The 26240-nt window shown below is 73.9% G+C and carries 27 protein-coding genes, 2 pseudogenes and 1 riboswitch; of the genes and pseudogenes, 20 read left to right on the top strand and 9 right to left on the bottom strand.

The window, feature by feature from the left end:
* The first annotated feature begins 59 nt into the window (after nt 1–59).
* The gene (locus tag BMZ16_RS16445) at nt 60–386 is read left to right on the top strand and encodes an ArsR/SmtB family transcription factor (protein WP_089802484.1); all 327 of its coding nucleotides are present in this window, start codon (nt 60–62) and stop codon (nt 384–386) included.
* Nucleotides 383–901: an SRPBCC family protein gene (locus BMZ16_RS16440; protein ID WP_089802482.1), complete on the top strand. Its 519-nt coding sequence runs from the start codon at nt 383–385 to the stop codon at nt 899–901. Before BMZ16_RS16445 ends, BMZ16_RS16440 begins: the two co-directional genes overlap by 4 nt.
* Before the next feature lie 146 nt (nt 902–1047).
* Here BMZ16_RS16440 and BMZ16_RS20090 read toward each other — a convergent pair.
* From BMZ16_RS20090 to BMZ16_RS19415, 4 genes and pseudogenes are all read right to left on the bottom strand, one after another.
* A pseudogene (locus BMZ16_RS20090) lies at nt 1048–1371 on the bottom strand (PIN domain-containing protein); the annotation flags it as partial.
* 4 nt (nt 1372–1375) lie between these two features.
* A complete protein-coding gene (locus tag BMZ16_RS16425; RefSeq protein ID WP_089802479.1) occupies nt 1376–1756 on the bottom strand; it encodes a helix-turn-helix domain-containing protein in 381 nt (126 codons plus the stop codon).
* Between the two features lie 115 nt (nt 1757–1871).
* The gene (locus tag BMZ16_RS19420) at nt 1872–2843 is read right to left on the bottom strand and encodes a squalene cyclase (protein WP_177199749.1); all 972 of its coding nucleotides are present in this window, start codon (nt 2841–2843) and stop codon (nt 1872–1874) included.
* Between the two features lie 71 nt (nt 2844–2914).
* Nucleotides 2915–3382, bottom strand: a pseudogene (locus tag BMZ16_RS19415) (SLC13 family permease); the annotation flags it as partial.
* Between the two features lie 64 nt (nt 3383–3446).
* On the opposite strand from BMZ16_RS19415, the gene BMZ16_RS16415 reads away from it, so the two are divergent.
* Nucleotides 3447–4511, top strand: a complete 1065-nt coding sequence (locus tag BMZ16_RS16415) for a DUF262 domain-containing protein (RefSeq protein ID WP_089802477.1) — start codon at nt 3447–3449, stop codon at nt 4509–4511.
* Between the two features lie 682 nt (nt 4512–5193).
* Here BMZ16_RS16415 and BMZ16_RS16410 read toward each other — a convergent pair.
* On the bottom strand, nt 5194–7473 hold the full coding sequence (locus tag BMZ16_RS16410) for a (Fe-S)-binding protein (RefSeq protein ID WP_089802475.1): 2280 nt from the start codon (nt 7471–7473) through the stop codon (nt 5194–5196).
* Nucleotides 7474–7915: 442 nt separating this feature from the next.
* Here BMZ16_RS16410 and BMZ16_RS16405 point away from each other — a divergent pair, with 442 nt between their 5' ends.
* From BMZ16_RS16405 to mnhG, 6 genes are read left to right on the top strand one after another with little or no spacing between them, the layout of a single operon-like run.
* Nucleotides 7916–11044, top strand: a complete 3129-nt coding sequence (locus BMZ16_RS16405) for a Na+/H+ antiporter subunit A (RefSeq protein ID WP_089802934.1) — start codon at nt 7916–7918, stop codon at nt 11042–11044.
* The gene (locus BMZ16_RS16400) at nt 11041–11583 is read left to right on the top strand and encodes a Na(+)/H(+) antiporter subunit C (RefSeq protein WP_177199748.1); all 543 of its coding nucleotides are present in this window, start codon (nt 11041–11043) and stop codon (nt 11581–11583) included. The genes BMZ16_RS16405 and BMZ16_RS16400 overlap by 4 nt, the downstream gene beginning before the upstream one ends.
* Nucleotides 11580–13181 carry a Na+/H+ antiporter subunit D gene (locus tag BMZ16_RS16395; protein WP_089802473.1) on the top strand — a complete coding sequence of 534 codons (1602 nt, stop codon included), beginning with the start codon at nt 11580–11582 and terminating at the stop codon, nt 13179–13181. Before BMZ16_RS16400 ends, BMZ16_RS16395 begins: the two co-directional genes overlap by 4 nt.
* Entirely contained in the window at nt 13178–13753 is a 576-nt protein-coding gene (locus tag BMZ16_RS16390) for a Na+/H+ antiporter subunit E (RefSeq protein WP_089802471.1), read from the top strand. Before BMZ16_RS16395 ends, BMZ16_RS16390 begins: the two co-directional genes overlap by 4 nt.
* Nucleotides 13750–14265, top strand: coding sequence for an MrpF/PhaF family protein (locus BMZ16_RS16385; RefSeq protein WP_089802469.1), 516 nt, complete (start codon nt 13750–13752; stop codon nt 14263–14265). Before BMZ16_RS16390 ends, BMZ16_RS16385 begins: the two co-directional genes overlap by 4 nt.
* Nucleotides 14262–14645: a monovalent cation/H(+) antiporter subunit G gene (gene mnhG, locus BMZ16_RS16380; RefSeq protein ID WP_089802467.1), complete on the top strand. Its 384-nt coding sequence runs from the start codon at nt 14262–14264 to the stop codon at nt 14643–14645. The genes BMZ16_RS16385 and mnhG overlap by 4 nt, the downstream gene beginning before the upstream one ends.
* A 28-nt stretch (nt 14646–14673) precedes the next feature.
* Here the strand turns inward: mnhG and BMZ16_RS16375 are convergent, their stop codons facing one another.
* On the bottom strand, nt 14674–14973 hold the full coding sequence (locus BMZ16_RS16375) for a DUF4235 domain-containing protein (RefSeq protein WP_255366760.1): 300 nt from the start codon (nt 14971–14973) through the stop codon (nt 14674–14676).
* A gap of 49 nt (nt 14974–15022) precedes the next feature.
* Nucleotides 15023–15144, top strand: a riboswitch (TPP riboswitch).
* 79 nt (nt 15145–15223) lie between these two features.
* Between BMZ16_RS16375 and BMZ16_RS16370 the strand changes: the two genes are divergently transcribed.
* Genes BMZ16_RS16370 through BMZ16_RS16355 form a run of 4 tightly spaced genes read left to right on the top strand, consistent with a single transcriptional unit; the run spans nt 15224 to nt 20048 of the window.
* Nucleotides 15224–16402 carry a thiamine ABC transporter substrate-binding protein gene (locus BMZ16_RS16370; protein WP_089802466.1) on the top strand — a complete coding sequence of 393 codons (1179 nt, stop codon included), beginning with the start codon at nt 15224–15226 and terminating at the stop codon, nt 16400–16402.
* Nucleotides 16403–16404: 2 nt separating this feature from the next.
* On the top strand, nt 16405–18180 hold the full coding sequence (locus tag BMZ16_RS16365) for an ABC transporter permease (protein ID WP_089802464.1): 1776 nt from the start codon (nt 16405–16407) through the stop codon (nt 18178–18180).
* Complete coding sequence (locus tag BMZ16_RS16360) at nt 18177–19247, top strand: ABC transporter ATP-binding protein (RefSeq protein WP_089802462.1); 1071 nt, start codon at nt 18177–18179, stop codon at nt 19245–19247. The genes BMZ16_RS16365 and BMZ16_RS16360 overlap by 4 nt, the downstream gene beginning before the upstream one ends.
* Nucleotides 19248–19301: 54 nt before the next feature.
* The gene (locus BMZ16_RS16355; protein ID WP_089802460.1) at nt 19302–20048 is read left to right on the top strand and encodes an SRPBCC family protein; all 747 of its coding nucleotides are present in this window, start codon (nt 19302–19304) and stop codon (nt 20046–20048) included.
* Nucleotides 20049–20051: 3 nt separating this feature from the next.
* On the opposite strand, the gene BMZ16_RS16350 is transcribed toward BMZ16_RS16355, so the two are convergent.
* The gene (locus BMZ16_RS16350) at nt 20052–21155 is read right to left on the bottom strand and encodes a GNAT family N-acetyltransferase (protein WP_089802458.1); all 1104 of its coding nucleotides are present in this window, start codon (nt 21153–21155) and stop codon (nt 20052–20054) included.
* An 80-nt stretch (nt 21156–21235) separates the two neighbouring features.
* Here BMZ16_RS16350 and BMZ16_RS16345 point away from each other — a divergent pair, with 80 nt between their 5' ends.
* Nucleotides 21236–21892, top strand: a complete 657-nt coding sequence (locus BMZ16_RS16345) for a hypothetical protein (RefSeq protein WP_089802456.1) — start codon at nt 21236–21238, stop codon at nt 21890–21892.
* Nucleotides 21893–21912: 20 nt separating this feature from the next.
* On the opposite strand, the gene BMZ16_RS16340 is transcribed toward BMZ16_RS16345, so the two are convergent.
* Together BMZ16_RS16340 and BMZ16_RS16335 are read right to left on the bottom strand one after the other, a co-directional pair.
* Nucleotides 21913–22371 carry a hypothetical protein gene (locus tag BMZ16_RS16340; RefSeq protein ID WP_089802454.1) on the bottom strand — a complete coding sequence of 153 codons (459 nt, stop codon included), beginning with the start codon at nt 22369–22371 and terminating at the stop codon, nt 21913–21915.
* A complete protein-coding gene (locus BMZ16_RS16335) occupies nt 22362–22898 on the bottom strand; it encodes an RNA polymerase sigma factor (RefSeq protein ID WP_089802452.1) in 537 nt (178 codons plus the stop codon). The genes BMZ16_RS16340 and BMZ16_RS16335 overlap by 10 nt, the downstream gene beginning before the upstream one ends.
* Before the next feature lie 307 nt (nt 22899–23205).
* Between BMZ16_RS16335 and BMZ16_RS16330 the strand changes: the two genes are divergently transcribed.
* The 6 genes from BMZ16_RS16330 (at nt 23206) to amaP (ending at nt 26147) form a co-directional block, all read left to right on the top strand.
* The gene (locus BMZ16_RS16330) at nt 23206–23712 is read left to right on the top strand and encodes an Asp23/Gls24 family envelope stress response protein (protein WP_089802450.1); all 507 of its coding nucleotides are present in this window, start codon (nt 23206–23208) and stop codon (nt 23710–23712) included.
* Nucleotides 23709–24275, top strand: a complete 567-nt coding sequence (locus tag BMZ16_RS19575; protein WP_218143381.1) for a hypothetical protein — start codon at nt 23709–23711, stop codon at nt 24273–24275. Before BMZ16_RS16330 ends, BMZ16_RS19575 begins: the two co-directional genes overlap by 4 nt.
* Nucleotides 24276–24366: 91 nt before the next feature.
* The gene (locus tag BMZ16_RS19410) at nt 24367–24543 is read left to right on the top strand and encodes a hypothetical protein (protein WP_089802448.1); all 177 of its coding nucleotides are present in this window, start codon (nt 24367–24369) and stop codon (nt 24541–24543) included.
* Nucleotides 24536–24925, top strand: coding sequence for an Asp23/Gls24 family envelope stress response protein (locus BMZ16_RS16315; protein ID WP_089802446.1), 390 nt, complete (start codon nt 24536–24538; stop codon nt 24923–24925). The genes BMZ16_RS19410 and BMZ16_RS16315 overlap by 8 nt, the downstream gene beginning before the upstream one ends.
* Entirely contained in the window at nt 24922–25569 is a 648-nt protein-coding gene (locus BMZ16_RS16310; RefSeq protein ID WP_089802444.1) for a DUF6286 domain-containing protein, read from the top strand. The genes BMZ16_RS16315 and BMZ16_RS16310 overlap by 4 nt, the downstream gene beginning before the upstream one ends.
* Nucleotides 25566–26147 (top strand): alkaline shock response membrane anchor protein AmaP, encoded by a 582-nt coding sequence (gene amaP / locus BMZ16_RS16305; RefSeq protein ID WP_089802443.1) that lies wholly within the window; start codon nt 25566–25568, stop codon nt 26145–26147. Before BMZ16_RS16310 ends, amaP begins: the two co-directional genes overlap by 4 nt.
* The last annotated feature ends 93 nt before the right edge of the window (nt 26148–26240 follow it).

Below are 26240 nucleotides of genomic sequence, written 5' to 3'. Positions count from 1 at the left end.
GGGGTTGGCGGGCTCCGTCCCTCTTGACCCGTTTGTCCGTCAGTCGTAACTTACCGTTCGTGACGACTTACGGAACGGTCCTCGACGCCCTCGGCGACCCGACGCGTCGCAGCGTCCTGGAACTGGTCGCAGAGCGGCCGCAGCCGGTCGGCGAGCTCGCCGCACGCCTGCCCGTGAGCCGGCCGGCCGTCTCGCAGCACCTGCGCGTGCTGAAGGACGCCGGCCTCGTCACCGACACCGCCGTCGGGACCCAGCGCGTCTACCGGCTGGACACCCGCGGCGTCGCGGCCCTGCGCGCGTACCTGGACAGGTTCTGGGACGACTCGCTCGCCGCGTACGCCCGTGCAGTCGAGCAGGACCCCGCCGCACCCGAGGAGAGCCCATGAGCACCGAGCAGCAGGTCGGCACCACCAGCCCGGTCCCCGCGGGCGACACCGCGCCGATCGTCCGGACCCTCACCGTCGCCGCGTCCCCCGAGCGCGCGTTCGACGTCTTCACCGCCGGGATGGCGCGCTGGTGGAAGGGCGACTACCACCTGGGCGACCAGCCGTTCGTCGACGTCGTCGTCGAGCCCCGCGAGGGCGGTCGCTGGTACGAGCGCGACGCCGACGGGGCCGAGTGCACGTGGGGCCGCGTGCTCGCCTGGGAGCCGCCGGGTCGGTTGGTGCTGGCGTGGCAGATCAGCGCCGACTGGGCGTACGACCCCGGGCTGCTCACCGAGGTCGAGGTGCGGTTCACGGGCATGACGGGCGCGGACGGCGCCGTCACGACACGTGTCGACTTCGAGCACCGCGGTCTCGAGGCGTACGCGAAGCGGGCCGTGGAGATGCGCGCGTCCCTCGGTTCGCCCGGCGGGTGGGGCGGCCTGCTGGAGGACTTTGCGACTGCAACGGCCGGCTGATCGGGTCCGTCATCGGCTCGATGCCCAGTCCCGCCATCACTCTCCGCACGACGCGAGCGCGGACGCTCGGCAAACTCGGGTGCGACCGCGACTCCGGCGGCGAGGACAGGCTCCGTGCGCAGGTGCTTCATGGTGTGGGTCAGCAGCACGTCGACGTCACCGTGGATCGCTGCCGCTGCGTGCGCGCGGTCGTCAGGGTCGGGTGAGAGGTCGTCGGTGATCTTGTCCCGGTAGCGGGCAGGGTCGATGCGGTGCCTCCCGAAGTGCTGGCGCACGGCAGCGCTGACCGACGCCGCAGACTCTGTCGTGCGTCGGCCCTCACGGACGATGACGTCCTCCCACTCGGCGAGGACCTCATCGGTCCACACCCAGGTGAACAGGAGATCCTCGGCCAGGGTGAGCAGGACGTCCATGATCGTGAACGGGAACAGCTCGCTCGTGTCGATGAAGACCCGTGGGAGGCGGGCCACCTACCTATGCCCCGAGAGCTGCGCGGATCGAGTCGGCGCCGGTCCGGCGCTCTTCGCGCTCGGTGGCGACATCCACGACGTCCTGCACGCGGATGCGGCGGTGTCGGCTGCCGGGAAGGCGGCGGAAGGGGAGGACGCCGTCCTCGCACAAGCGGTCGACGAACTGCCGTGTCACACCGAGTATCTGTGCCGCCTTCGCGGGACTGACCTCGTCCTCGGCGCGCAGCACCACGACGCGTGCACCGTGCGCGACATCATCGAGCAACGCGCGCATGGCCGCCTCGACCGGAGTGTCGCCCACCAGTCGGTCCGCCAGTTCTCTGGCGCCAGACCGGATGACCGGGTCCGCAGGGTCGAGAGTCGTGGAGTGCGCGTGTGCCGCCATGCGTCGATAGTAGGCGCATCTGCAATAACAGCAACCACGTGGTGCGTGCTGTGGGTGGGGTGCCCACGACCGCCAGACACCGCGCCGCACACGGTCACGTCGACGTCCGAGCTCCTCAGGCCTCGCCGTCCCACCACGCGAGGACGCGGGCGGCGTGGAACGTCAGCCACCGCGACGGCTCGCCGGGCGGCACGTCGACCTCGAACCAGGCGCGCCCCGGCAGCCGGTGCTCCTGCAGCCACGTGCCGTCGGGCTGCCGGGCGGCGCGCACGGTCTCGACCGCCTCCGCGAGGCGCGCGTCGGGCGCGGTGCCGTCGTGCAGGGACGCCGCGCGGAAGTGGTCGAGAGCGTTCAGCGTGCTGAACCGCCAGCGGAACGGGTAGGAGAACACCGTCACCCACGGGCCGAGTGGCTCGCCGTCGGTCACTCGGCGCAGAAGCCGGCGCTCGAGCAGGTACTCCTCACCAGCGTGCCGAGCGGCACGCAGTGCGTCGGAGCCGGTCGCGGCCTCGTACGAGAGCAGGCCCTTCACGGTGTTGAGGGTCGAGTGCACCGACGAGCGCGTGGAGCCCTCCACCCACTCGCAGTTCCAGCCACCGTCGGGCAGCCGGTGCTCGGGGAGCCACGCCGCGAGGCCGCTGACGTCCGCGCCGAGCCACGCGCCGTTCGCGAGCGTGAAGGCGTTGATGCAGCAGTCGACCTCGCCGCCCCAGTACGGCAGGTCGTCGTACTCCCAGCGGCTGTTCTCCTTCAGCTTGTCAGCCGTGCCGGCGAGCACGCGCGCGTCGAGCCCCCAGTCGCGCAGCGTGTTGAGCGTCTCCGTCGTCGCCGTCCACGGCTGACCGGCGCCGGGCAGCGCCTCGGGGCCGTCGAAGTCGAACCCCCGCGGGAAGTACGCGCCGCCCGCCCACTGGCCGTCGTCGTCCTGCAGCGCGAGCAGCCGCGCACCGAACCCCTCGGTGGCGACACGCGCCCGGGTCGCCCGCCAGACCTCCTCGGGCGCACCGACGAGGTCACGCTCGACCTGCCACCGCAGCGCAGGATCGGAGTCGAGGAGCCAGTCGAGCAGGGCGCGGTCGAGGGCCATGGTTCACGGTAGCGACGGCGACCGACTCGCGCGGCGCACGCCTCAGCGGGCCGCGAGCGCGCGACGACGACCAGCGCGAACCGCAGCGGGTCGCTGCCGGTGCGGCGGGCCAGCGTGATGACCACCGGTGTCACCAGCACTGCGGTGGTGTCGAGGGACAGCACCGCCGTCGACGCGGTGGCCAGCGCGACGACCAGCAGCCACAGGGCCCACCGTCGGCCGCGCGCGAGCCGTGCGGTCACCCCGGCAGCCGCGTCGAAGAGCCCGGCCGCCGCGCACAGCTCGGCCACCAGGGTCAGCGCGAGCAGCAGGAGGAGCACCGGCCCGGTGTGCCCCGCCAGGGCGACCGCGTCCGCCGCGGGCAGCAGGCCCGTGCCGACCAGCGCCGTGGCGACCACCACCGCGACGAGCCACCAGGGGACCCGCCGGGCCGCTGCACGCACCCTTCGGACGCTACGCCTTCGTGATGTACGGGGCGCACCCCGGCGACGAGTCGTCGGCAGCCTCGTTCGGCGCACTACGGTGCCGAGGGGCCACATTCGATACGCGTACACGCGCGACGGGATGCCCTACGATCGACTCCCAACCTAGGGGAGGACGAGGATGACCGATCCTGAGTCGCTTACAAGCATCGTCAATGAGCGTCGGCGAAACGTCGACGTGCAGACGACAAACTTCTCCGTTCGTGAGCTGGTCAGGATGGTCGCGGAGGGTGAGTTGAACGTCTCACCAGAGTATCAGCGACTATTTCGGTGGGACGTCCAGAGTGAATCCAGGCTCATTGAGTCGCTGATGCTCGGGTTGCCAGTGCCATCGATCTTTGTCGCAACAAACGACGACTTCACCCTCGAGGTTGTTGACGGACTCCAGCGGCTCTCCACACTTGTGCACTTCGTCTCGCCGTCGCCGGAGAGATTGACTGCCCTAAGCAAGGATGGCCCGTTGGTGCTCGACGAACTGGAGACAATTCCGCAACTTAACGGAAAGTCGTTCCGCGACCTTCCAAAAGAACTTCAGCTCCATTTCTCACGAACGACCCTCCAGGTTACGGCGCTAACGGATAAGTCGGACTATGACGTCCGCTTTGAGTTGTTCGACCGATTGAATGCTGGATCGCTAAGACTCACCAACCAGGAAGTCAGGAACGCAGTGTACAGGGGGCCCTTTGTTGCCTTCTTGCACGACATGGCCAAGCTCCCAGAATTTAAATCACTGATTCAGATAGATGAGGCGCGGCTTCGCGACGGGACGCTGGAGGAGACGGTACTTAAGTTCTTTGCGTACAGGCACGCTCGATCCGACTATCGCGGCCCAATCAAGCCCTTCCTTAATGCATGCATGAGTCGATGGAGGACAGACTTTCCTGAGCAGAAGTTCCGTGAGGAGTTCGAGAGCGCTGTTCGACTCCTTCAGAACGTTCTGAGTGGGTCTGCATACCTGCGTGTCGGCTATCACGCCACGCCTATGGTGCCGTTTGAGGCCGCACTTCTCGCGAGCGCTCGAGTCAATGACGACGGAGTAGAAGCCGCGCCGAAGGACGGTTGGAAGGAAGATTCTCGCTTGCGCGCAGTCTCGGGTGGCGGGCATAACACCCCCGGGAAGCTGGATGAGCGGGTGGAGTTGTCCTATGGGCTCCTTCGGGGTGACGACCCAGTTCGAGACCAGTGACTATCGCTGATTATGAAGCCGCTTTCGAGAAGCGGCTCGACCAGTGTTGGTTCTCGGTATATGTGGCTGATGTCTTGCAGCTAAACCGCGCCCTCTCCTGGAAGAACGTCAGCCGAGATGTTCGCGCGGGCGCGGCGGTAATGGCAATGGCCGAGTTTGAGGCGCTGATTTCGAACTGCGTAGAACTCGTCCACGAGAGTGTCGAGTCATCTGGATGCCAGGTGGGAGATCTTCGGCACGGGCTCCGAATGCTGCACTACCGTCACCGTTTTGCGGCCACCACTGGCAGTTCTATGGACAGCGTCTGGGATGCTCGCATCGAGTTGTCCAGGAGCCACGAGAGTAGCGATAGGCCAGCGCTTCCGCGAAGGGATGGTCGAGGCTACTTGGAACCGGTCGGCAGTAAAACCCCCCGGGCAAATACACTAAATCGGATCTGGCAAGTGTATGGACTGGTAGGCGAACCGATCCCAGACCTACGATGGCGCAGTTCTCTCGGGGAGATGGCGGAGATTCGAAACGACGTCGCCCACGCCCGGCTGCCGATTTCGGAAGCATTCAACGGAAGAACGAGAAGTGCCGACGCCGTGGCGTCGCATATCGCAAATCTTCGCGACCTTGGGATATATTTCGCGGAGACGCTAATTTCCTACACGTCCGCACAGAGTTACCTCAGCTGACCTTAGGCCTCGCGTGGGTCTAGCGGAGCGGCCAACCGGTCCCGTAGCAGCACCGCGATGTCGGCGACCTCCGGGACGCCGACCCGGGGCCGAGCGTCGGTGGGGTGGCGAGGGCCGGCGGGCTCCTGCGTGCCGGTCGTGGCCGCGTCGTCCGGTGCCTCGCGGTCCCCTTGTGCCACCGCCCGCGCGTGCGCCGCGACCCCGTCGTTCAGCATCACCGTGCAGAAGGGGCACGCGGTGGCGATGGCGGACGCACCCGTGGCGACGGCCTCGGCCGCGCGGACGGTGCCGATGCGCTCGCCGATCGTCTCCTCCATCCACATGCGCGCGCCGCCGGCGCCGCAGCAGAAGGACGTCTCGCGGTTGCGCGGCATCTCGGCGACCGTGACGCCGGCGGCGGCGAGCAGCTCGCGCGGGGGCTCGTAGACCTGGTTGTGGCGGCCCAGGTAGCAGGGGTCGTGGTACGTGACGGTGGTGCCCGTGCCGTCGTCGCCGGTGCCCGGGGCGAACCGCAGGCGCCCCTCGCCGACCAGCATGTCGAGGAGCTGGGTGTGGTGCACGACCTCGAACCGCCCGCCCATCGCGGGGTACTCGCGGGAGATGGTGTTGAAGCAGTGCGCGCACGTCACGACGATGCGCTGCGCACCGACCTCGTTCAGCGTCTCGACGTTCTGCGCGGCGAGCGTCTGGTAGAGCGCCTCGTTGCCCGCGCGCCGGGCCGGGTCGCCCGTGCAGGTCTCGCCGTCGCCCAGCACCGCGAACGTGACGTCGGCGGCGTGCAGCAGCTCGGCGACCGCCCGCGTGGTCTTCTTGGCGCGGTCCTCGAAGGCCCCGGCGCAGCCCACCCAGAACAGCCAGTCGACGTCGGCCGCGGACTCCACGTCCACCCCGACCACCGGCACGTCGAAGTCCAGGCCCTTGGCCCAGTCGAGGCGCTGCCGCGCGGGCAGGCCCCACGGGTTGCCGCGGCGCTCCATCTTGGTGAACGTGCCGCCCAGCTCGGCGGGGAACGCGGACTCCATGAGGGTCTGGTAGCGGCGGATGTCGACGATCGTGTCGACGTGCTCGATGTCGACCGGGCACTGCTGCACGCACGCCCCGCAGGTCGTGCACGACCACAGCACGTCGGGGTCGATGACGCCGGACGCGACGAGGTCGACACCCAGGTGCGGGTCGGCCTTCGCCTCGTCGGACGCGCCGGCGGCCCGCGCCGCCCGCACGTAGGGCGCGGTCGCGGCGGCCTGGTCGCGCAGCGCGAGCATGACGAGCTTCGGGCTCAGCGGCTTGCCCGTGGCCCACGCGGGGCACTGGTCCTGGCAGCGGCCGCACTCGGTGCACGTCGCGGCGTCGAGCAGGCCCTTCCACGGCAGGTCCTCGACCGCGCCGACGCCCAGCCGGAGGTCCTCGGGCAGGTCCTCGACCGCCGTGAGGTCCAGGGGCTCACCGGCGGCGTCGCGCAGCGGCACCAGGGGGCCGAGGGCGGGGGTCCCGTCCGGCTCGCGCCGGGCGTACACGTTGACGACCGCGAGGAACCGGTGCCACGCCACGCCCATGGTCGGCAGCAGCCCGACGACGACGAACCACGCCATCGACACCAGGATCTTCACGATCGCGACGACGAGGACGGCCGTCTCGAGCGTCCCGGGCGCCACGGGCACCCACGAGGCACCGAACCACGCGGTCAGCGGGAAGTGCGCGGGGGTCGCCCACGCCTCACCGTCCTGCACGCCGAGCGCGTACTCCAGCCCGCGCAGCAGCAGGACGGCCAGCACCACCAGCAGGATCGTCGCCTCGACGACGTACGCCCACGTCTGGTTCGACCCGAAGAACCGGGACCGGCGCTGCTCACCCTCCGGCTCCGCCGCGCGCGGTCGGATGCGCTGCCGCAGCACGATCAGGTACCCGATGCCCAGCAGCCCCAGCCACGCGAACGCCTCGACCGCCCACTCCAGCGGCGCCCAGTGGCCGATGAGCGGCAGCCCGTAGCGGGGGTCCACGAGCTGGCCGTACCCGGTCAGCAGCGTCACCACCAGCACCGGGAACGACACCATGACGACCCAGTGCGCGACGCGGACGACCGGCCGTTGCTGGAACCGGCCGTGCCCCAGCACCTCGCGGACCAGCGTCGCCAGGCGCTGCCCGGCGGGGCCCCACCGCCCCGGCAGGGGACGACCGGTGCGCACCGTCCGCACGATCGCGACGGCACCCCGGGTGAACACCGCCACCCCGACCACCGTCGCCACCGCCGCCACGACGACCGCGACCACCTGCGCTCCGCTCACCGGCCCAACCTAGCCGTCGTCACGGCTGCGGCACCGGGCCGTTCCGCCGCCGCCGCACGTCCCTGTCGGGGCTCCGGTCCGCCCCCGCCGGCCCGCGACCCGTGACGGGCCGGCCGGTGGGCGGTCCGACCTGCCCGGTTCGCGGCGTGACATGGGCCACGTCGGGTGCGCGGGCGCGTCGCTCGACACGGGGGCACGGCGGACCGTTGGTAAGATCAACGGGTCCCCCGCACCCACCACGACGCGTCTGACCAGCGCCGACCTGCGCCCGCAGATCGAGCCGGCCGCCCCGCGCCGTGCGTGGTCGCACCTCTCCAGCCAGGGACGTGACCGTCCCGCGCAGGTGAGGGCGGACCGCGTTCCCCGGTCGTCGCCGCCGACGGCCGGTCACATCGACAAGACCCCGACCGACCCACCGCCCCCGACACGGACGGAGCCGGACGTGCTGCTGCTGCTGACGGTCCACCTCGCAGCGGCCCTCGTCGCGCCCGCACTGTTCCGCCTCTGGGGGCGCAAGGCGTTCTGGGCGCTGGCGCTGGCACCCGCGTCCGCCGCGGTCTGGGCCTTGACGTGGACCAGCGAGGTGCAGGCAGGTCGCGGCCCGTCGCAGGTCGTCGAGTGGATCCCCGCGCTGGGGCTCGAGCTGAGCTTCCGGCTCGACACCCTGTCGTGGCTGATGACCCTGGTCGTCGGCGGCGTCGGCGCGCTCGTCCTCGTGTACTGCGCCGCGTACTTCTCGCCCACGGCCTCCGGTCTGGGCCGGTTCGGCGGGGTCTTCACCGCCTTCGCCGGGTCGATGCTCGGCCTGGTCACGGCCGACGACATGCTGCTGATGTTCGTGTTCTGGGAGCTGACGACGGTCACGTCGTACCTGCTCATCGGGCACTACGCGGACCGCAAGGCGTCCCGGCGCGCCGCCATGCAGGCCATCATCGTCACCACCGCGGGCGGCCTGGCCATGCTCGTCGGTGTCGTGATCCTCGGGCACGCCGCCGGCACGTACTCGCTGTCCGGCCTGATGGCGGACCCGCCGGCCGCCTCCACCGCGGTCGTCGCCGCCGTCGCCTGCCTGCTGGCCGGTGCGGCCACGAAGTCCGCGCTCATCCCGTTCCACTTCTGGCTGCCGGCGGCCATGGCCGCGCCGACGCCCGTCAGCGCGTACCTGCACGCCGCCGCGATGGTGAAGGCCGGCGTCTACCTGGTGGCACGGTTCGCGCCCGCGTACGCGGAGCTGCCGGTGTGGCGCTGGACGATCGTGGTCCTGGGGGGCGGCACCCTGCTGCTCGGCGGGTACCGCGCCCTGCGGCAGCACGACCTCAAGCTGATCCTCGCCTTCGGCACGGTCAGCCAGCTCGGCCTCATCATCCTGCTCGTCGGCCTCGGCACGCAGGCCACGGCCCTGGCCGGCCTGGCGATGCTCGGCGCGCACGCCATGTTCAAGGCGGCGCTGTTCCTCGTGGTCGGCACGGTCGACGTCGCGTGCGGCACCCGTGACCTGCGGCGCCTGTCGGGCGTGGGGCGCGCCCTGCCCTGGACGGCGGTGGCCGGCGGCCTGGCCACCGCCTCGATGATCGGCCTGCCGCCGTTCGCCGGGTACGTCGCCAAGGAGGCGGGCCTCGAGGGCGTCGCGCACCTCGAGGACGGCATGGTGGGCTGGATCGTCCTGGCGGCCGTCGTCGTCGGGTCGGCGCTGACCGTGGCCTACGGCCTGCGGCTGTGGTGGGGCGCGTTCGCGACCAAGGACGCCCTGGTCCCGCAGTCCAAGACCCAGGACTCCGAGGGCGTCGCCACGACCACGTCGCTGGCCGCCGGCGGTGACGAGTCGGTGGCTCCGGCCCCCGTCACGCGCCCGTCGTTCCTGCTGACGGCGCCCGCGCTGGTCCTGTCGTTCCTCGGGCTGGCCGTCGCGCTGCTGCCGCACCTCGGGGAGCAGCTGCTCGAGCCCTACGCGGCCACGTACCCGCTGGGGGAGCCGGGCCACCTCCTGCTGTGGGGCGGGTTCGGCCTGGTGCTCTGGCTGACGGTCGGCGTCCTCGGGCTCGGCGGGCTGCTGTTCCTCGCGCGCGACAAGGTGGAGCGCTGGCAGGCGCGCGTCCCGCACCTGCTCGAGGCGGACCTCACCTACCGCCGCTTCATGCGCAAGCTCGACGACTTCGCCGCCGACGTCACCGCCGTCACCCAGCGCGGGTCGCTGCCGCTGTACCTCGGCGTCATCCTCACCACGTGGGTCGTCGCCGTCGGTGGCGCGCTGCTCACCGGCACGTCGTGGCCGCAGGACGTGCGCCCCTGGGACTACGCGGCCCAGACGGTGTTCGCGGCGGCGTCGATCGTCGCGGCGATCCTGGTCGCCCGCGCCCGCCGCCGCCTCAAGGCCGTGATCCTGGCCGGCATCAGCGGCTACGCCATCGCCGGCATGTTCCTGCTCTACGGCGCCCCGGACCTCGCGGTCACGCAGGTGCTGGTCGAGACGATCACGCTCGTCGTCTTCGTGCTGGTGCTGCGCCGCCTGCCCCCGTACTTCTCGGACCGCCCGCTGGCCACGTCCCGCTGGGTCCGGCTCGCGCTGGCCCTCGCGGTCGGGCTCGTCGTCGCCGGGGTCGCCCTGGTCGCCCCGTCGGCGCGCGTGCACGCGCCGGTCTCCGCCGACTTCGCCACCGAGGCCTACGAGTTCGGCGGCGGCAAGAACATCGTCAACGTCACCCTCGTCGACATCCGCGCGTGGGACACGATGGGCGAGATCTCGGTGCTGCTCGTCGCGGCCACCGGTGTCGCCTCCCTGGTGTTCCTGTCCGCCCGCGGCGGGCGCATCTTCCGGGAGCGCGAGGCCCCGGCCGACCGCTCGGTGTGGGGCGGCTCGCCGGACCCGATGGCGTCGCTGCGCCGCCCGCAGGCCGAGGCCGACGCCGACACGCCGCCCCCCTCGCGCGGCAGCGCCCCCGTGGGCGGGTCGCGTGCACGGGAGTGGCTGCGCGCCGGACGCACCGTCGCGCCCCAGCGCCGCTCGGTGATCTTCGAGGTCGTCGTGCGCCTGCTGTTCCACACGATGATCGTGTACTCGGCGTTCCTGCTGTTCAGCGGCCACAACCAGCCCGGCGGCGGGTTCGCGGCAGGTCTGGTCACGGGCATCGCGCTGGCGGTGCGGTACCTCGCGGGCGGGCGCTACGAGCTCGGTGAGGCCGCACCCGTGCAGCCCGGTGTGCTGCTCGGCACGGGTCTGTTCCTGTCGGCCGGCGCCGGCCTGGCCGCGCTGTTCGTCGGCGGCAACGTGCTGGAGTCCTGGATCCTCGAGTTCCAGCTGCCGATCTGGGGCGAGGTCAAGCTCGTCACCAGCCTGTTCTTCGACGTGGGGGTGTACCTGGTGGTCGTCGGCCTGGTGCTCGACATCCTGCGCAGCCTGGGTGCCGAGATCGACCGGCGGGCCGAGTCCGGGGAGGACGACGTGCCGGACCACGCGGTCCGCGGTGACGACCAGCTCGTCCTGCTGCGCGGGCTCAACGCGTCCGGGTACGACCCGGTCGAGCGGCGCTCGGACGACTTCTCCGGTGGACCGGGGACCGGGGGTGCCGCATGACCGACGTCGTCATGAGCCCCAACATCGTCTTCGTCGTGACGATCGCCGTGCTGTTCACGGTCGGCGTGTACCTGGTGCTCGAGCGCAGCCTCACGCGCATCCTGCTGGGCATCATCCTGCTGGGCAACGGCACGAACCTGCTGATCCTCGTCGCCGGCGGGGCTGCCGGGGCGCCCCCGATCATCGGGGTCGCGTCCGACCGCCCCATGAGCGACCCGCTGCCGCAGGCGCTGATCCTCACGGCCATCGTCATCACGCTCGGGCTGACGGCGTTCCTGCTGGCCATGGCCTACCGGTCGTGGCAGCTGCACCGCCACGACGAGGTGCAGGACGACGTCGAGGACCGCCGCATCGCCCGCCTCGCGGCGCGTGACGAACGTGCCTTCGAGGACGACGACACCGAGTCCGAGGGCGAGACGCTCGACGAGGAGGCCGCCGCCGCCCGCGACGAGATGGACGAGGGAGAGGCCTTCGACGAGGCGCCCGCCGAACGGCCGCCGCCGGCCACCAGCCACACGCACGGGGAGGAGGGACGATGACCGACTGGAGCTGGCTCGTCCCCCTGCCCGTGGTCCTGCCGCTGTCGGCGGCGGGCCTGGCGCTCGCGCTCTACCGCCGCCCCCGGCTGCAGCGCATCGTCTCGCTCGTGACCCTGGCGCTCGTCGCCGTGGTGTCCGGTGCGCTGCTCGTGCTGGCCGACTCCGGGCCGGTCGTCGTGGAGGTCGGGGACTGGGCGGCGCCCGTGGGCATCAGCCTCGTCGCCGACCGCCTGTCGGCCCTCATGCTCACGGTCTCGTCCGTCGTGATCCTCTGCGTCCTGGTGTACTCGCTGGCGCAGGGCCGGGAGGACGGGGAGCGGTTCGCCCCCATCTCGATCTTCCACCCCACGTACCTGGTGCTGTCGGCCGGCGTCGCCAACGCCTTCCTGTCGGGCGACCTGTTCAACATCTACGTCGGCTTCGAGATCCTGCTCGCCGCGTCGTACGTGCTCATCACGCTGTCGGGCACCACCGAGCGCATCCGCGCGGGCACCATCTACGTGGTCGTCGCCATCCTGTCGTCGGTCCTCTTCCTCGTCGCGATCGCGGCGGTGTACGCGGCGACGGGCACCGTGAACCTCGCGCAGCTCGCGCTGCGCCTGCCGGAGATCGACCCCGGCGTGCGCACCATGCTGCAGGCGATGCTGCTGCTCGCGTTCGGCATCAAGGCCGCCGTCTTCCCGTTGTCGTCCTGGCTGCCGGACTCCTACCCGACCGCGCCCGCGCCGGTCACGGCGGTGTTCGCGGGCCTGCTGACCAAGGTCGGCGTGTACGCGATCATCCGCACGCAGACCCTGCTCTTCCCCGGCGGGCAGCTCGACGACATCCTCATGGTCGTCGCCCTGGCCACGATGCTCGTGGGAATCCTGGGCGCGGTCGCGCAGGACGACGTCAAACGTCTGCTGTCGTTCACCCTCGTCAGCCACATCGGCTACATGGTGTTCGGCGTCGCCCTGGGCAGCGTGCTCGGCTGGACCGCGGCCATCTACTACGTCGTGCACCACATCACCGTGCAGACGGCCCTGTTCCTCGTGGTCGGCCTGGTCGAGCGCTTCGGCGGGACCACGTCGCTCGACCGCCTGGGCGGGCTCGCCAAGATGACGCCCGTGCTGGCCGTGCTGTTCTTCGTGCCCGCGATGAACCTCGGCGGCATCCCGCCGTTCTCCGGGTTCCTCGGCAAGGTCGGGCTGCTCGAGGCCGGCGTCGAGCTCGGCACCCCGCTGGGGTACGCCCTGGTCACCGGGTCCGTCGTCACCTCGCTGCTCACCCTGTACGCGCTCATCAAGGCCTGGAACAAGGCGTTCTGGCAGAGCCCGCCGGAGGAGCTGCCGGCCAACCACGTGCCCGCGCACATGGTGGTCCCCACGGCCGCCCTGGTCGTCGTCAGCCTGGCGCTCACCGTCTTCGCCGGCCCGCTGTACGCGTACACCGAGCGCGCCGCCCAGACCCTCGCGGACCGCTTCCCGTACATCGAGGCGGTGCTGCCCGACGGGGAGCGCGGCGAGGGCGAGTCGCAGCGCGCGGCCGAGGACTCCGAGGTCGACGAGGACCTGGTGCCCGCGACCCAGGACGCCGAGAACGGCGGGGGTGACCGATGAGCCTGCACCCGCGCCGCACCGGCTGGCGCTTCCAGTGGGCCACCGTGCTGTGGCTCACCGTCGTCTGGGTCCTGCTGTGGGGCCAGGTCACCTGGGGCAACGTCGTCAACGGCATCCTGCTCGGGCTGCTGGTCACGGCCGGCCTGCGCATGACGCCCGTCGACTTCCGCGGTCGCGTCCACCCCGTGGGGCTGCTCGTGCTGCTGGGCCGGTTCGCGCTCGACCTGGTGCGGGCGTCGTTCGAGGTCAGCCTCGTCGCGCTGCGGCCCCGGCACACCCCGCGCGGTGCCGTGATCTGCGTGCAGCTGCGCAGCCACTCGGACCTGTACCTCACGCTGACCGCCGAGCTCGTCTCGCTGGTGCCCGGCTCGATCATCGTCGAGGCGCACCGGCTCACCGGGCGGCTGTACGTGCACGTCCTCGACGTCGAGACCAGCGGCGGCGTCGAGAAGGCGCGGCAGAGCGTCCTCGACCAGGAGGCGCGGCTGCTGCGCGCGCTCGCGTCCGACGAGGAGCTCGCGGAGGCGGGGCTGCAGCGCTCGCGCCGCGCGGGGGAGGTGACGTCCCGGTGAACGTGTTCGACGTCGTCGTCGTCGTCTGCGGGGTCCTGCTGACGCTCGGCGCGCTGCTCGCGATCGTGCGGGCCGAGAAGGGCCCGTCGATGCTCGACCGCACGGTCGCGCTCGACATCGTCGTCACGACGATGATCGCGGCGATCGCCCTCTACGCGGCGTACTACCGGCGCGCCGACGTCGTGCCGCTGCTCGTGGTGCTGTCCCTCGTGGGCTTCGTCGGGTCGGTCACCGTCGCACGGTTCGCCGCCGTCGAGCCCGAGGGCGAGGGGCGCGTGCGCACCCGCGAGGAGGTCGCCGCCGAGGAGGCCGAGAAGCGCCGCCTCGAGCAGGAGGAGGAGGAGGCGCGCCGCCGCCGGCGCCGTGCCGCCGAGGACGCCGCCACCGCCGACGCGGCCGCGGCGCCCGAGCCGGCGGTCGACGAGACCGTGGCCCCGAGCGCCCGCGAGACCGTCGAGAAGACACCCGACGACGAGCACCACGGCGGCCCGGCCGACGAGGAGACGCGATGAGCCAGGACACGTGGGGCACGGTGGCGGACGTCGCCTCGATCGTCTGCCTGCTGGGCGGCGCGTTCTTCGCGTTCGCCGCCGGGGTCGGCGCCCTGCGCTTCCCCGACCTGCTGTCCCGCATGCACGCGGGTACCAAGCCGCAGGTGCTCGGGCTGATCCTCGTGCTCATCGGTCTCGCGCTGCGCCTGCGCGAGGGCGGGGCGGTGTGGGCGCTGCTGCTCGTCGCGATCTTCCAGATGCTCACCGCACCCGTCGCCGCGCACATGGTCGGCCGCGCGGGCTTCCGCACCGGCAAGGTCCGCAACGACCTGCTGGTGGTGGACGAGCTCTCCCGCGACCTCGGGGAGACGCGCCCGGGCCGGACGTCCGAGGACGCCTGAGGCGGTCCCCGGACGTCGCGGCAGCGGGTCAGCCCCGGGCGGCGCGTCCTGCGAGCTTCGCGGCGCCGCGCGTCGCCAGCACGCGCGACAGCGAGATGGCGGCACCGCTGATCGCCGCAGCGGTCGCGACCTCGCTGAACTTGATGTCGGGCTCCGTGGAGTCCGGCGCCGGGGGCTTGTGACCCTTGGCCTTGGTCCAGACCGCGTCGATGAGCTTCTGGACCGCCCACGCGGCGACGAGGGTGACCCCCGCGCCCACGATCTTCGCGGTCATCGACTGCTTCTGCCCGTCGTCCGACATGTTCTCCTCCGTCGTCGTCGCCTGCACGGACGCTACCCGGGATCGGGCCCTCGCACAGGTCGGGGCTAGGATCGTCCGCGAACGACAGGGGAGCGTCGGGCGCCGGTGACGGCGGCAGGACGCTGAGAGTGCGGACCACCGCAGACCCTCGAACCTGATCCGGGTGATACCGGCGTAGGGAGTCGGGCTTGTCTCTCCTCCCGTGGTGTCGTCCGTGCGGCGAGCGCCGTGGGACGGCGGCACGGGACCCCTCCGACGACGACGGAGGACCACACGCATGACCACCCCCCGGGTGCACCGCACCCACCACGGCACGACCCCGCACGGCGGCACCGTGCACGGCAGCACCCCCCACGGCAGCACCCCCCACGGCACACGGACCACCCCGGCCCGACGCGCGGCGGCGGGCCTCGTCGCCACCGCCGGGCTGCTCGCGCTGACCGCCTGCTCCGCCGTCGGCGGCGGCGCGGCGGACGACCCGACGGACGGCGGCGGCACCGTCACGCTGGTGACGCACGAGTCCTTCGCGCTGTCCGACGGCCTGCTCGAGCAGTTCGAGGAGGAGTCGGGGCTGCGCGTCGAGGTGGTGCAGCAGGCCGACGCGGGTGCCCTGGTGAACCAGCTCGTGCTGACCAAGGACGCCCCGCTCGGCGACCTGGTGTTCGGCATCGACAACGCGTTCGCGTCCCGCGCGCTCGACGAGGGCGTCGTGGTGCCGGCCGAGCCCACGGCCCCGGCGGCCGAGGACGCCGCCGCCTACGCCGTGCCGGGTGACGACACCGGCGCGCTGACCGCGGTGGACCTCGGGGACGTCTGCCTGAACGTCGACACCGCGTGGTTCGCGCAGCGCGGCGTCCCGGAGCCCACGACGCTCGAGTCGCTGCTGGACCCGGCGTACCGCGACCTCGTCGTGGTGCCGGACCCCGTCACGTCGTCCCCGGGCCTGGCGTTCCTGCTCGCCACCGTCGGGGCGTTCGGCGAGGACGGCTGGGTGGACTACTGGGCGGGCCTGCGGGACAACGGCCTGCAGGTGGCCGACGGGTGGTCCGAGGCGTACTACACCGACTTCACCGCGGGCGGCGGCGAGGGCCCGCGGCCCGTCGTGCTGTCCTACGCGTCGTCGCCGCCGTTCACGGTGCCCGACGGTGGCGACGCCCCGACCACCCGTGCGCTGCTCGACACCTGCTTCCGCCAGGTCGAGTACGCGGGCGTGCTGGCGGGTGCCGCCAACCCCGAGGGTGCGGCCGCACTGCTCGACTTCCTGCTCTCGGACGACGTCCAGGCGGACATCCCGGGGTCGATGTACATGTACCCCGTGAGCTCGGCGGTCGAGCTGCCGCAGGAGTGGGCCGCGTGGGCCCCGCTCGCCGACGACCCGTTCGAGGTCGCGCCCGCCGACGTCACCGCCCACCGCGAGCAGTGGCTCGCCACGTGGTCCGACACGGTGATCGGCTGACCGTGCCCGTCACCGCCGCGGCGCCGACCGTCGACCCGACCGACCCGCACCCGGGCCCCCGCCCCGGTGCCGGGCCGACGGGCGACGGCGCGCCGCGGCGGCGCGGGCCGCGCACCGGGTGGGGTGTCCGCGCGGCGTGGGGCGCGGCGGCCGTCCTGCCGCTGGTGTTCCTCGCGGTGTTCTTCGTCTGGCCCGTCGCGGAGATCGTCGGGCGGGGGTTCGTCGCCGACGGACGCCTCGACCTGACCGGGTTCGGTGACGTGCTCACCCGCCCGCGGACGTGGCGCGTGGTCGGGCAGACGCTCGCACAGGCCGGGCTCGGGACCCTGGGCGCCGTGCTGCTGGGCGTGCCCGGGGCGTACCTGCTGTACCGCTGCCGGTTCCCCGGGCGCGGGGCGCTGCGCGCGTTCGTCACGATCCCGTTCGTGCTGCCCACGGTCGTGGTCGGCGTCGCGTTCCGCTCGCTGCTGGTGGACGGCGGCCTGCTGGGCGGGCTGGGCCTGGACGGCTCGTTCGTGGCCATCGTCCTGGCGCTCGTGTTCTTCAACTACGCGGTGGTGGTGCGCACCGTCGGTGGCCTGTGGGAGCGGCTCGACCCGCGGGCGGAGCAGGCGGCCCGGGCGCTCGGCGCCTCACCGTGGCGCGTGCTGCGGACGGTGACGCTGCCCGCGCTGGGCCCGGCGATCGCCTCCGCGGCCTCCCTGGTGTTCCTGTTCTGCGCGACCGCCTTCGGCACGGTCCTGGTGCTGGGCGGACGCCGGTACGGCACGGTCGAGACCGAGATCTGGATCCAGACCACGCAGTTCCTCGACCTGCGTGCCGCCGCCGTGCTGTCCGTCGTGCAGCTCGTCGTGGTCGTGGCCGCGCTCGCGCTGGCGGGGCGTGCCCGCGCGCGCACCGAGGCGGCCCCCGCTCTGGGCGGTGGTGCCGCGGACGCCCGTCCGGTCCGCCTGCGGGACCCCCTCGACGCCGTGGCCGTCGTGGTCACCACCCTCACCGTCGCCGGGCTGCTCGCGCTGCCGCTGGTGCACCTCGTCGTGCGCTCGCTGCGCACCCCCCGCGGCTGGGGCCTGGACAACTACGCCGCGCTGACCGTGCCGCAGGACACGCTGGCCGTCAGCGCCCTGCAGGCCGCGGGGACGTCGGTGCGCACCGCCGTCGACGCCACCGTGCTCGCCCTGGTGGTCGGGGGGCTCGTGGCCCTGGTCGTGTCCCGCCGCCCGCGCCGCACCGCGGCACGCCGGGCCGTGGCCGGGCTGGACGCGCTGTTCATGCTGCCGCTCGGGGTGTCGGCCGTGACCGTCGGCTTCGGGTTCCTCGTGTCGATGGACTCACCGCTGGGGCTGCCCGTGGACCTGCGGACCAGCCCCGTGCTGGTCGCGGTCGCGCAGGCTGTCGTCGCGGTGCCGCTGGTGGTGCGCACCGTGCTGCCCGTGCTGCGGGCCGTCGACCCGCGGCAGCGCGAGGTCGCCGCGACGCTGGGCGCCGCACCCGGGCGGGTGCTGCGGACGGTGGACCTGGCCGTCGCGCTGCGGGCCGTCGGGCTGGCGCTCGGGTTCGCGTTCGCGGCGTCGCTGGGGGAGTTCGGCGCCACGTCGTTCCTGGCGCGCCCGCAGGACCCGACGCTGCCCGTCGTGATCTTCCGGCTGCTGGGGCGCCCCGGCGCCGAGAACTACGGCGCCGCACTGGCGGCGTCGGTGCTGCTCGCCGCCCTGACGGCGGGCATCGTGGCGGTGTGCGAGCGGCTGCGCCGCCCCGGGGCCGGAGGTGCGTGGTGAGCGACGGGCTGCAGGTCGCGGAGGTCGTCGTGCGGTACCCCGGGGCGGCGGCCCCGGCCGTCGCCGGGGTCGACCTGAGCGTGCCCACGGGGGAGGTCGTCGCGCTGCTCGGCCCCTCGGGCTGCGGCAAGTCCTCTCTGCTGCGCGCGGTGGCGGGTCTCGAGCCGCTGTGCGGTGGGGACGTGGCCTGGGACGGCGTCTCCGTGGTGGACGTGCCCGTGCACCGGCGCGGGTTCGGCCTGCTCTTCCAGGACGGCCAGCTCTTCGCGCACCGCGACGTCGCCGGCAACGTCGCCTACGGGCTGCCGACCGCGGCCCGGCGGGACCGCGCCGCCCGTGAGGCCCGCGTGGCGGAGCTGCTCGACCTCGTCGGGCTGCCCGGCACGCAGCGTCGCGCCGTGGGCACGCTGTCCGGCGGGGAGCGGCAGCGGGTCGCGCTCGCGCGCGCACTGGCCCCGCGGCCGCGGCTGCTGCTGCTCGACGAGCCGCTGTCCGCGCTGGACCGTGCGCTGCGCGAACGCCTCGCGCTGGACCTGCGCGCGGTGCTCACCGCCACCGCCACCACGGCGCTGTTCGTCACGCACGACCAGGACGAGGCGTTCGCGGTCGCGGACCGGGTGGCCGTCATGGCCGCGGGCCGGCTGCTGCAGGTCGCCGAGCCCGCCGAGCTGTGGGGGCGGCCCGCGTCCCGGGAGGTCGCGCGGTTCCTCGGCTACGAGGCCTTCGTCCTCGTCCCCGACCCCGGTGCGGCGGCGCCGCCCGCCGTGCGGGCCCTGGTCGCCGCCGTCGCCGCGGCCGCGACGGCGCGGGTGCCCGCCGGGGGTGTGCTGGCGCTCGCGGCCGGGGCGTTCGTCGTCGTGCCCGACGCCGGGCCCGGCACCGCGGCCGCCGGCGTCACCGGCACCGTGCACGCGCTGCGCTCGCGCCGCGGGCGCACCGAGGTCGTGGTCGACGTCGACGGTGTCGGGCGCGTCAGCGCGCTCGCCCCGGCCGGCTGGACCTGCGCCCCGGGGACGCGGGTCGCGCTGCACGCCGACGCCGCTGCGGTGGCCGGGCTCCCGGGCTAACGTCGGAGCCACCGGGCACCGCAGCCCGGCGCACCGAGAGCAGCGAGGTGGCCCATGGATCTCCAGCCGCGTGAGGTCGTGTCGGTCGACGTCCACGCCCCCGCCGACACCGTCTGGGAGCACCTGCGCGACCCGCGCCTGGTCCGGCGGTGGTTCGGCTGGGACCACGACGGCCTGGACGCGGAGATCGCCCAGATCTTCCGCGACGAGGCGCGCGAGCACCACCACGGCGGCTCGACGCGCTCCCTGCTGTGGCCCCACCACGACCGGATGACGGTCACCGCGCTGGACGACGCGCGCTCCCGGGTGAGCGTCACGCGGCGCAGCCACGACGGCCTGTCGATGTTCGACGGCGTGTTCGACGAGATGGACGAGGGCTGGACCCAGTTCGTCCACCAGCTGGCGTTCGCGCTCGACGTGCACCCCGGCGAGGACCGCGTCACCCTGCTGGCGCACGGCCTGGACGCCGGCGACCGGCACGACCCACTGCTGTTCCGCGCCGGGCTGCACGGGGTGCGCGGCCTGCCGGTGCGGGCGCACGTGGAGGCCGTCCGGCCCGACGGGTCGCGCGTGGGCGGCACGCTCGTCTACAAGACCGAGCACCAGGTGGGCATCCACCTGCACGGCATCGCCGAGTCGCTGCTCGTGCTGCTCGTCCGGCCGCCCGTCGAGCGCCCGCCGCACGGCACCGTCGACGTCACGATGTCCACCTACGGCCTCGACGACGAGGTCATGGCCGAGGCGCGGCGGCGCTGGGACGGCTGGTGGTCGGTCGCACCGCAGCCGGCCGCGGGCACCTGAGCGTCACAGCGTCGTCTGCCAGACCCCGGAGCCGCCGGCCGGGCGGAAGCCCAGCGCCACGTTGATGGCGAGCATCCAGCGGTTCTCCTCGGCGTTCCACGTGCTGATGCGCCTGACCGACGGCCGGCGGCGGGCCAGCTCCTGGAGCTGCACGGCCTTGACGAGCATGCCCAGGCGGTGCCCGCGGTGGCCGCGCTGCACCAGGGTGTCCTCCTGCCAGACGAACTCCTCGGTGTGCGGCGGCGCCAGCAGCTGGGAGTAGGCGACGAGGCGCCCGGTCGGTACGTGCTCGACGGCCGTGGTCAGCAGCTGCTCGCCCCGCTCCAGGGTCTCGGCGTCCTCGCTGCGCACCCGTGCCGCGTCCCAGGCCTCCTCGCCGACGTCCAGGCCGGCGGTGGGCTCGTCGGTGCTCATGCTGGTGCGCAGCGCGGCGAGCTGCTCGGCCCACACGTCGGGTGTCGCGTCCTGCCAGGTGACGGTCCGGTAGTCGGGTCCGGCGACCGCGGCGGCGGCGGCCCGGTGCGCCTCGACGACGTCCGGGTCGAGCGGCAGCTCCAGGCGCGAGTGGCGGGCCACCTGCTCGAGCCGCCAGCCGCGCGCCAGCGCGAACCGCACCGCGGGGTCGTCCCGCGACAGCAGGCCCGAGCCGGTCGGGGCACCCAGGGCACCCGCGCCGGGCGGCGGCTCCACGTCCTGCTCGGTCTCCGCCATGAGGTGCGTGCGACCCGCCGCGCGGGCGGCGTCGACCGCTGCCGCGTGCAGGGCGTCGCCCAGGCCGCGCCCCCGGTGCGCCGGGCGGACGGAGACCCCCAGCCACCCGGTGTGCGGGTTGTCCACCTGCGGCAGGTCCAGGCCGGCCGTGCCCAGCACGCGGGCCGGGTCCGGGGCGTCGGTGGTGTCGTCGACCGCGAGGACCCGCAGCCGCCGCGTGTACTCGCCGTGGCGCAGCAGCGACAGGGCGCGCGGTGCGGTGAGCGCGAAGTCGTCCGTGCCCCACGTCGCGCGGATCGTCTCGTTGCGCACCTCGACCATGCCGTGCAGGAGCCACGCGTCCGGGGCGTCGAGGGACTCGGGAACGGGCAGCTCGCGCAGGGACCAGGTCACCATGCGTCCAGCATCCGCACGCCGCCGTCTCCTGTCGACGTCTTCGCGCCGGTGGGGAGCCCGCGCGGGCGTAGCCTGCGACCGTGCCGTGGTGGGAGGTCGTGGGCTGGGCGGGGTCGGTGCTCGTCGTCCTGTCGCTGATGCAGGCCCGCGTGTGGCGGTTCCGGGTGATGAACCTGGTCGGCGCGGTGCTGGCCACCGCGTACAACGCGGTCTTCGGCATCTGGGCGTTCGCCGCGATGAACGGGGCGATCGCGCTGATCGACGTGTACTGGCTGTGGCGCCTGCGCCGCGAGCGCGACGACGAGGCCGTGTACGCGGTGGTCGAGGTGGCGCCGGACGACGCGTACCTGCGGCACGTGCTCGCGGTGCACGCCGCGGACGTCGCGCGGCACCGCACCGTGCCGCTCGTGGGCGACGGCGGTGCGGGCCCGGCCGGTGACGGACCGGGCGCCGACCTCGCGTTCCTCGTCGTGCGCGGCGACGAGACGGTGGGCGTCGTCCTGGTGCGCGACGCCGGTGACGGCACGGGCGTCGTCGTGCTCGACTGGGTGACGCCGCGGTTCCGCGACTTCGCGCCGGGGGAGTTCGTGTACCGGCACTCGGACGTCTTCGCCGCGCACGGTCTGCGGCGGCTGGTGGTGCCGACCACCCCGCCCGGCTCGGTGCGCTACCTGGAGCGCGTCGGCTTCCGGCAGATGGACGGGCGCGTCTGGGAGCGCCCGGTCGACGTGCGCTGACGCCGTCGCGCGCCGGGTCCTCAGGGCCGGTGCACGTCGGTGACGAGCAGGTCCACGGCGACCAGCGCGCCGGGCAGGTCGGGGTCGCCGAGCACGTCGCGCAGGTGGTGCAGCACCGTGCGGCGGACGTCGGCCGCCAACGGGGCGAGCGGCTGCAGGTAGGCGGCCGAGACCTCGACCAGCGCCTCCTCGAGGACGTCGTCGTGACCGGTGCGGAACACGACGCGCCGCACCCGCAGCCGGGGGTCGGGGTCCAGCAGGGCGCGCACCGACGTGCGCAGCGCGCCCGCGGTCACGGTGTACGCGCCGTGGGGGTGCCGGCCCCGCACGGGCTGGGTGGGCCGCACGGCGGCGAGGGCCGAGGCGAGCAGCCGCGGCGCGACGGCCACCCAGCCGGCGTCGGTGTGCGTGCGCAGCTGCGCCACGGCCAGGTCGAGCAGGTCGGCGCCCGGAGGCGGTGCGTCGTCGTTCAGCGCCATGCGGCGAACCTCCGGCTCAGCGTGTGGCGGGCGCGCTCGAGGGCACCGCGCACCGCCGCGTGGCTGGTGCGCAGCGCGTGCGCGGCGTCGGCGTAGGACAGGCCCTCGACCTCGACCAGCAGCCAGACCGCACGCTGCGGTCCCGGCAGGTCCAGCAGTGCGCGGTCCAGCGCGGCCCGCAGGTCGGTGACCAGCAGCCGCTCGACCGGGTCGTCCCCGGGGGCGGCGCGGCCGGCCGCGGGGCCCTCGCCGGGGTCGTCGACCGGGGACGGGACGTGGGCGCGGCGGCGGGCGGCGCGGCGCACGCAGTTGGTCTGGATGCCGAACAGCCAGGTGCGCACGCCGGCGTCGCCGCGGTACCCCTCGGCGCCGAGCCACGCGGCGGTCAGCGCGTCCTGCACCGCGTCCTCGGCGTCCTGGGCGGAGGGCAGCAGCCGCCGCGCGTACCGGTAGAGCGACGGGCCGTGGCGCTCGACGAGCACCGCGAACGCGGCGTGGTCGCCCAGTGCGGCGCGCTCGAGCAGCACGGCGTCGGGGCTCGCCGACGGCGTGGGCGCCGGGGCGTCGGCCGGCGGGACGGCGGTCGGTGCGGCGTCGACCGGTGCGACGTCGACCGGTGCGGCGTCGGCGGGGCCGGGGAGCCGCCGGCCGGGGGTGCCGGTCCGGCCGCGGGCGCAGCCGCGACACCGAGCGTAACGTGATGTACGTCACATCCGCTCGGCCGTGACGTCCCTGCACGAGGAGGCACTCACCCAGTGTCGGCGTCACCCTGCCGGCCGGCATCCGCGGCGTCCTGCAGCGCCGGGCACCCGTACCGCAGCACGAGGAGCACCCATGAGCGAGCAGACCACCACCCCGGCCGTCAGCACCGAGAACCGCGCCTCGCGCGTCGGCAACACCGGCACGGCCGGCCAGCCCCGGCCCGGCGGCGGCAGCACGCCGCTGCAGACCGAGCTGGGCACCACGACCATCGCCGACGGCGTCGTCGCGAAGATCGCCGGCATCGCCGCAGCCGACGTCGGGGGCGTGTACGCGCTGGGCGGCGGTGCGGCCCGCGCGTTCAGCGCGATCCGCGAGCGCATCCCGGGCGGCACCACCAACCACGCCCAGGGCATCAGCGTCGAGGTCGGCGAGCGCGAGGCCGCCATCGACGTCGACCTCGTGGCCGAGTACGGCGTCTCCGTCGTGGACCTCGCCGAAGGGGTCCGCCGCAACATCATCACGTCCGTCGAGCGCATGACCGGTCTGCACGTCATCGAGGTGAACATCAGCGTCAACGACGTCCACCTGCCGCAGGACGACCCGCAGCCCGAGCCGGCGCCCGAGCCGCGCGTGGCATGAGCACCGACCAGCCGGACGACGAGGAGCCCGTCGTCGTCGCGGTCCGGGAGGAGACGGTCGTGGTCGTCGCACCGCAGGGCGCCGACGTGCTCGACCCCGAGCCCGTGGGGGTCGAGGGCGCGGACGTCGGGCCGGCGGGCGTGGCCGCGGAGGCCGTGCCGCCTCCCGTGCCCGCGCTGCCCCTGCCGCCGACCCCGGCGGGGCCCACGCCCGCGGCGTCCCCGGGCCCGACGCCCTCACCGTCCCCCCGCCCCTCACCGACCGCGCCCGTCCCGCCCCCACCGCCGCCCGACCCCGCGGAGCGTGCCGCCGCGGCGGCGCTCGCGGTGCCGGGGGTCGCGGGGCTGTACGGCGGGGCCTTCGGCGAGATCGCCACGCACCTGCCGGGACGCCGGGTGGCGGGTGTGCGCACGCGCAGCACCCCCGACGGCTCCCGGATCGACGTGCACGTCGTCGCCCGGCTCGGCGGCGACCTGCGGGAGCTCGCGTCGGTCGTGCACCAGCGGGTGCACGACACCGTCGGCGGGCAGGTCCACGTCGTGGTCGCCGACCTCGTCCCCTGAACCTGGCGGTCCGTGGCGGTCGGACCCCGCGGGCCGCCAGTCCGATCGCCGCACGTCCCGATCGCCGCACGTCCCGAACCGAGGAGCACCCATGTCCCTGTCCCTGGCCGGTCTGCTGACCGGACTGCTGCTGGCCCTCGCGGCGATCATCGGCGGCTTCAACGGCTTCCTGCTCGCCGTGGTGCTCGGCGCCGTCGGCTGGGTGGTCGGCGCCGTCGTGGAAGGGCGGCTGGACGTGTCCGCCCTCACCGGGGGCCGTCGTGGCTGACGCGGCACCCGCGGACGCCGCGGCCCGCCCGGACGTCGCCGACGACCCGGGCCGCCGCGGCGCGCTGAGCGTGAGCGACCGGGTCGTGCAGAAGGTCGCGCTGACGGCGGCCGCCCGGGTGCCGGGCGTCGCGAGCACGTCGAGCGGCCTGCTGGGGCGTGACCTGCCCGCCGCGACCGCCCGCACACGCGGCACCCGTGCCCAGGTCGACGTGGACGTCGCCCTCGCCTGGCCCGCGTCGGCCGCCACGACAGCGCGGCGGGTGCGGGAGGCCGTCGGTGACGCGGTCGCGCGGTTCGCCGGGGTGCGGACCGACCGCGTCGACGTCCGGGTGGTGGCCGTCACCGACCCGGCACGCGTGGTCACGGAGCGTGTGCGATGAGCGCACCGGCCGAGTCGCGGCGCGCCCGCCGGCGCGCACCGGAGCCCGTCGCCACGTCGTGGCCGCCCGTGACCGAGGTGCCCGCCGCCGCCGCCCCGGACCCGGTGCCGTTCGCGACGCCGCGTCCCGCGGGTGCCGTGGCGTGGGTCGGCGTCGTGCTCGCGCTGCTCGTCCTGGCGCTGGCGGTGGTGCTCGTGCACGACGGGCTCGTCGCGCTGCGCGTGCTCGACGGCAGCACGTGGGTGCTCGCCGCCGCGGACGCCGTCGGTGACGTGCGCCCGACCTGGCAGGTCGCGCTCGTCGGCGCCGTCGCGGCCCTCGTCGGGCTGCGGCTCGTGGTCATCGCGCTGCGCCGCCGCCGCCGACCGGGGCTGCCGCTCGCCGCGGGCGGCGGGCAGTACCTGCTGGGGCAGGACGTGGCGCGGCTCGCGTCCGGTGCCGCGGCCCAGGTCGACGGGGTCCTCGACGTGACGAGCACGTGGGGCCGGCGGGCCGTGACCGTCAAGGCGACGACCGACGGCGGTGCCGGGCTCGAGGGCGCCATCCGCGCCGCCGTGTCCGAGCGGCTCTCCGCGCTGGCCCGGGTGCCGCGCGTGGTGGTCCGCACGCGGCGCAGCGGCACCGACCTGGGAGGTGTGCGGTGACCCGCGGGGTGGCGGCCGTGAACCGGGTGGTCGCCCTGCTCGTCGGGCTGGTGCTGCTCGCGGCGGGCGTCGCGGCCGTGCTGTGGTGGTCCGGCCTGCTCGGTGACTGGTGGTCGCGCACGCCCACCGCGCTCGACCCCACGCAGGCCGACCAGGTGGTGGACCGGTCGTGGTTCGGCGGCGTCGCGACGGTCGGCGGCGTGCTGCTCGGGCTGCTCGCGCTGTGGTGGCTGCTGGCGCACCTGCGGACACCGCGCGTCCGGACGGTCTCGCTCGACGGGTCCGACGGCTCGGGTCGGCTCACGCTCGACGCGTCGGCGCTGGCCGGGCACGTGGCGCAGGAGGCGCGTCGCCTGCCGTGGGTCGTCGGCGCCCGCGCCCACCTCGACCGGGAACGCGGCCACGACGTGCTGGTCAGCACGCTGCAGGTCGACCCGGAGGCCGACCTGCCGACGCTCGGGCAGGACGTCGCCGCGCTGGTGGCACGCGCACGGGACGTCGGGAGCCTGCGCGGGATGACCGCGCGCACCCACCTGGCGGTGCGGCGGCGCGCACGTGGGGGGCCGCGCGTGCGGTGACGCCGTCACGCCCGACCCCGCACGCCCGACCGCGCACGCCCGACCCCGCACGCCCGACCGCACGGTGCCCGGGACCGGGGCTCCCGCCGGCCC

This window comes from Cellulomonas sp. KH9, from assembly GCF_900114185.1.
In the GTDB taxonomy this organism is placed as follows: domain Bacteria; phylum Actinomycetota; class Actinomycetes; order Actinomycetales; family Cellulomonadaceae; genus Cellulomonas.
The sequence above is the reverse complement of the archived record's forward strand: the minus strand, read 5'-3'. Positions and strand labels throughout refer to the sequence as shown.

Bases quoted from the DNA above. Each gene is read 5' to 3' on its own strand.
- BMZ16_RS16395 (WP_089802473.1), top strand. From the start codon at position 11,580: ATGACCGACTGGAGCTGGCTCGTCCCCCTGCCCGTGGTCCTGCCGCTG.
- BMZ16_RS16370 (WP_089802466.1), top strand. From the start codon at position 15,224: ATGACCACCCCCCGGGTGCACCGCACCCACCACGGCACGACCCCGCAC.
- BMZ16_RS16350 (WP_089802458.1), bottom strand. From the start codon at position 21,155: ATGGTGACCTGGTCCCTGCGCGAGCTGCCCGTTCCCGAGTCCCTCGAC.
- BMZ16_RS16390 (WP_089802471.1), top strand. From the start codon at position 13,178: ATGAGCCTGCACCCGCGCCGCACCGGCTGGCGCTTCCAGTGGGCCACC.
- BMZ16_RS16415 (WP_089802477.1), top strand. From the start codon at position 3,447: ATGACCGATCCTGAGTCGCTTACAAGCATCGTCAATGAGCGTCGGCGA.
- mnhG (WP_089802467.1), top strand. From the start codon at position 14,262: ATGAGCCAGGACACGTGGGGCACGGTGGCGGACGTCGCCTCGATCGTC.
- BMZ16_RS19575 (WP_218143381.1), top strand. From the start codon at position 23,709: ATGAGCACCGACCAGCCGGACGACGAGGAGCCCGTCGTCGTCGCGGTC.
- BMZ16_RS16330 (WP_089802450.1), top strand. From the start codon at position 23,206: ATGAGCGAGCAGACCACCACCCCGGCCGTCAGCACCGAGAACCGCGCC.
- BMZ16_RS16355 (WP_089802460.1), top strand. From the start codon at position 19,302: ATGGATCTCCAGCCGCGTGAGGTCGTGTCGGTCGACGTCCACGCCCCC.
- BMZ16_RS16400 (WP_177199748.1), top strand. From the start codon at position 11,041: ATGACCGACGTCGTCATGAGCCCCAACATCGTCTTCGTCGTGACGATC.
- BMZ16_RS16425 (WP_089802479.1), bottom strand. From the start codon at position 1,756: ATGGCGGCACACGCGCACTCCACGACTCTCGACCCTGCGGACCCGGTC.
- BMZ16_RS19410 (WP_089802448.1), top strand. From the start codon at position 24,367: ATGTCCCTGTCCCTGGCCGGTCTGCTGACCGGACTGCTGCTGGCCCTC.
- BMZ16_RS16310 (WP_089802444.1), top strand. From the start codon at position 24,922: ATGAGCGCACCGGCCGAGTCGCGGCGCGCCCGCCGGCGCGCACCGGAG.
- BMZ16_RS16340 (WP_089802454.1), bottom strand. From the start codon at position 22,371: ATGGCGCTGAACGACGACGCACCGCCTCCGGGCGCCGACCTGCTCGAC.
- BMZ16_RS16440 (WP_089802482.1), top strand. From the start codon at position 383: ATGAGCACCGAGCAGCAGGTCGGCACCACCAGCCCGGTCCCCGCGGGC.
- BMZ16_RS19420 (WP_177199749.1), bottom strand. From the start codon at position 2,843: ATGGCCCTCGACCGCGCCCTGCTCGACTGGCTCCTCGACTCCGATCCT.